Annotated in this window: 4 protein-coding genes and 3 pseudogenes; 4 read left to right on the forward strand and 3 right to left on the reverse strand. The window is 62.9% G+C overall.

What is annotated here, in order from left to right; all coding sequences use genetic code 11:
- Positions 1 to 42: 42 nt before the first annotated feature.
- The 3 genes and pseudogenes from Q4543_RS23885 to Q4543_RS23895 all read left to right on the forward strand — a co-directional run.
- Positions 43 to 549: a hypothetical protein gene (locus Q4543_RS23885; protein ID WP_303442574.1), complete on the forward strand. Its 507-nt coding sequence runs from the start codon at positions 43 to 45 to the stop codon at positions 547 to 549.
- Positions 516 to 743, forward strand: a pseudogene (locus Q4543_RS23890) (DUF1403 family protein); the annotation flags it as partial. The gene Q4543_RS23885 and the pseudogene Q4543_RS23890, both read left to right, overlap by 34 nt.
- A 3-nt stretch (positions 744 to 746) precedes the next feature.
- Positions 747 to 1,133, forward strand: a pseudogene (locus Q4543_RS23895) (SMC-Scp complex subunit ScpB); the annotation flags it as partial.
- 99 nt (positions 1,134 to 1,232) lie between these two features.
- On the opposite strand, the gene Q4543_RS23900 reads toward Q4543_RS23895, so the two are convergent.
- Positions 1,233 to 1,643, reverse strand: a complete 411-nt coding sequence (locus tag Q4543_RS23900; RefSeq protein WP_368502195.1) for a M20/M25/M40 family metallo-hydrolase — start codon at positions 1,641 to 1,643, stop codon at positions 1,233 to 1,235.
- On the opposite strand from Q4543_RS23900, the pseudogene Q4543_RS23905 reads away from it, so the two are divergent.
- Positions 1,642 to 2,436 (forward strand): annotated as a pseudogene (locus Q4543_RS23905) (IS5 family transposase). The gene Q4543_RS23900 and the pseudogene Q4543_RS23905 sit on opposite strands and share 2 nt — an antisense overlap.
- 195 nt (positions 2,437 to 2,631) lie before the next feature.
- Here the strand turns inward: Q4543_RS23905 and Q4543_RS23910 are convergent.
- Both Q4543_RS23910 and Q4543_RS23915 read right to left on the reverse strand, forming a co-directional pair.
- Positions 2,632 to 3,525 (reverse strand): MBL fold metallo-hydrolase, encoded by an 894-nt coding sequence (locus Q4543_RS23910; protein WP_303442576.1) that lies wholly within the window; start codon positions 3,523 to 3,525, stop codon positions 2,632 to 2,634.
- Positions 3,526 to 3,552: 27 nt separating this feature from the next.
- Positions 3,553 to 3,810 carry a hypothetical protein gene (locus Q4543_RS23915; protein WP_303442579.1) on the reverse strand — a complete coding sequence of 86 codons (258 nt, stop codon included), beginning with the start codon at positions 3,808 to 3,810 and terminating at the stop codon, positions 3,553 to 3,555.
- Positions 3,811 to 3,833 lie beyond the last annotated feature (23 nt).

Here is a 3,833-nt window from a genome sequence, read left to right on the forward strand (position 1 = left end):
GACCGAGGCTGTAGGATAAGTGTGTCCGGGGGAAGGGGCAGCTTGGCCATCAGCGGCTTTGTGCAACAGAGCCCCCTGCGGGCCAATGCGCCATGGCACGCGACAGCTATCCGGGGAGCGCGCGCGCCATACCGCTTGGCACCCCCACACTGGCCGGGTTTTGTACCGCCGCTTGGCCGGATTTGCCTCCGCCGCATTCTCAAGCTGATCCGGCGCGAAGCCTTCGACCACGGTGATGGCGCGGGGGCGCAGCGTGGTCAGGAAAGATGGCTCGCTGCCAAAACTGGCGGCCAGCCGCAGGGCCAACAGCGCCTTCTCGGGGTCGATGAACGGTGCGGGCACGTTGGCACCGGTCTCTTCGCACGCACCTTCGCCTCGGTGGCGGGCGATCTCGTCGAGCAACTCGATGGCGGACGGGCTGCGCCCGACCTTGGGCGGGGCAATGACATCACCGTCTACCAACAAGTGCTGGAGACGACAGAGCCGGGCAAAGCTGGTCAGGGCGATGATGGGTTTCCTCCGACCTCACCCGCCAGGCGGCGCATCTGAAGGCAGTCACCCCGAAGCTGCGGGCCAAGGCGGCGGGCGTCGCCGTCGAGATGTTCCTGACCCGCGACGCCGTGGCGCCCACGGCCCTTCCGTTGCCCGATCGCGCCGCGCGACGGCTCTGCGACCGGCTGGTCGATCTCGCTGCGGTGCGCGAACTCACGGGCCGCGATACCTTCCGGCTCTACGGGGTCTGAGCGATGGTGAAGGATTGTCGCGACCCTGAACTTGACCGCGAGTTGTCCGACCTGCCGCCGGAGCTGCGCTGGCGCGAATGGATGCGCCGGATCGAGGCGGTGCTGTCTGCCTCTTCCTCGCCGGTGCCGCGCGGGGATCTGGCGCGTGTGGTGGGGCAGGGGTCCTCGGTCGATCTGCTGGTTGAAGACCTGTCAGCCGAGCTGGAGGGTCGGGCGCTCGAGATAGCCCAGGTCGCTGGCGGCTGGATGTTCCGGACGCGGGCTATCTACGCCGCCGCGATCCGCGCTGCGGCGGATGTCGGCGACCAGTTGCTGGATCTGAATGAATTTGACGTCGCGGTGCTGGCCTCCATCGCCTACCACCAGCCAATCACGCGCGACGGGCTGAGGTGTTTGATCCCACGGTTTGATGGTGTGATCCTTTCTCAAGGTTGGAAGCAAGCATTATGGGACAAGTTCGTCATGGTAGCGCCACGACCACGCACGCTGTCAGGTCAGCGGCAACCTCTGCCGCACCAGGGTCGTCCAATAGGAACTCCCCCAAGCGATCACCTCGTCGTTGAAATCATATCTCGGGTGATGAAGGCCTGCGGATGGGCCGTTGCCGACGTTGATCATCGCGCCGGGAACCTCTTTGAGCATGAAGGAGAAATCCTCACCACCCAGCGTTTGCGGCATGTCGAGGTGGACGTTTTCGATGCCGGCCACCTCTTGCGCCGCCATCGCGGCCAGTTCGGTTTCCCGCTCATGGTTGACCGTCACCGGGTAATGCCGGGTGTATTCGAGCGTGCCGACAGCCCCGTAGGCGGCCGCGATATTGCCCACCATCGTCTTAGGGTCAGGACCCATTGATTTGGTTGGGCGAGCGTGATTCACCGTTCGAAAACGAGCGGTGAACATGTCTGATCTTTTCTGGTTGAGCGATGCGCAGATGGCGCGTCTGGAGCCTTACTTTCCCAAGTCGCACGGCAAGCCCAGGGTTGATGACCGGCGTGTCCTGAGCGGGATTATCTTCATCAATCGCAACGGCTTGCGGTGGCGAGATGCGCCGAGGGAATACGGCCCGCACAAGACGCTCTATAACCGCTGGAAGCGTTGGAGGTGAGTGGCCAAACGCCATTGGTTCGAGAGAGGCCACGAGCGGGGGCGTCTTCGCCCGGATCATGGCGGGGTTGGCGGCCGAGCACGGTGAAGAGACGACCGTGATGATCGACGCAACTCATCTGAAGGCCCATCGTACGGCGTCCAGCCTGGGCGTCAAAAAGGGGGGCGTGGGCGTCTGATTGGCCGAACCAAAGGCGGCATGAATATGAAGCTGCACGCCGTCTGCGACAGCCAAGGCCAGCCCATCGACCTGTTCCTGACTGCCGGACCCGTCAGCGATTACATCGGGGCGCGTGCTCTGGTCAGCGGGTTGCCCAACGTGAAATGGCTGCTCGGAGATCGTGGCTATGATGCCGATTGGTTCAGAGAAGCATTGCAGGGCAAGAAGATACGTCCTTACATCCCGCGCCGGAAGAGACGGAAGACACCCGTCCAGTACGACAAGCGCAGATACAAACGTCGCAACCGGATCGAGATCATGTTTGGCAGGCTCAAGGACTGGAGGAGGGTTGCGACCCGTTATGACCGCTGCCCAAAAACCTTCTTCTCAGCTATCGCACTGGCTGCGACCGTAATCTTCTGGCTTTGAGAGAGAACGAGTCCTGACCCTACTCAAAAGCAGTCGGACAAGATGGCGGACACCATCGTCTCCGCCGTCGCCTTGCCGCTCGAAAATCTGTAATCTGTGCTTATCCGAAACGAGGCGAGAGCGGCCAAGGTGAGGTGGCCGCTCTTTTTTCAATTGGTGCAAGTGGCGCACGCCACGAAACGGCTCTGGCGGGGATCAGCCCCATTTCATCTCGCCGGTCAGAACCTTGGCGCCGACGTTCAATGCCACGCCCATGCCGAGATCGGGATAACGGGCGGTCATCGCGGCGATCAGCTCTTCCGAGCCATCCGCCTTGTCGAGCTCTTCCTCAATCGCCAGCAGATAATTCTTGGTGAATTGCACGCCGTCCAGACCCATCGGCGCGTCCGGGGTCATGTGGCCAGGCACGATAACCCGCGGGTTGCGGGCAACAATAGCGTCCAGATTGGCGATCCATGCGGCGCGCTGTTCCTTGGTCGGCGTGTCCGCAGTCCAGACATGCACGCCAGAGAACACCATCACGCCGCCGAACACGGCCTGCAGATCCTCGATCCACAGGTAGCGGCGGTTGGCCAGCCCTTCGGCGGGAACGATTTCGATTGAATGGCCGTCCACCGTGAGCGTCCCGTTGTCATCCGCTTCGGGAATGACCACCTCTGCCACCGTCGCCGGGCCGTTCTCGCCCAGTTGCGGCCCCCAGGTTTCGATCTTTTTCGCCACGTTGGCATTGATGGCCGCGACGGTTTCGCTGGCTGCAATGACGCGGGCCTCGGGGAAGGCTTCGACGATCGGGCGCAGGCTGAAGTAGAAATCGGGATCGCTCTGGCTGATGTAGATCGTGGTCAGACTCTTGCCCGTGGCTTTGATATCTTTGGCCAATGCGCGACCATCCGGCAAGGTGAACCCGCCGTCGATCAGCACAGCCTCGGTTGCGCCCTGGACCAGGATCGGTGCGCGGAAAAAGCCGTTCTCGCCGGCAGGGAAATGGGTCCAGGTCAGCCCATTCGCATCCGCGAAGGAGAGGCCGGGTGCCATCATGGCAGCGGCTCCGGCTGCGGTGGTCAGTTTCAGGATGTCTCTGCGGTTCATGGGTTTTGTCCTTTGGTTGTAGAAGGATCAGCGCAGCTTGAGCGCGGCGCGCACAGCATCGGGGCCGGAATAGAGCGTGCTCGCATCCAGCGCGCTACGCGTGCCATCGACTTCGGCAATTAGGGCGGGAACGCCCCGGAGTTGGTAGGTTGTCATCAGGGTGCGGGCCTGTGCCGTGCGGCGGCGCACCAGCTCTGCAAGCGCCGCATCGGGGCTCAGGACACACGCTGCGGCGGTAGTGCCCCGAGAGGTGGTGTAAGAGCGCCGACCTTCGGAGAGGTCCAAGGCTGATCAGGTCGCCACGGCGG

Source organism: Salipiger sp. 1_MG-2023 (genome assembly GCF_030547555.1).
Lineage (GTDB): Bacteria > Pseudomonadota > Alphaproteobacteria > Rhodobacterales > Rhodobacteraceae > Salipiger.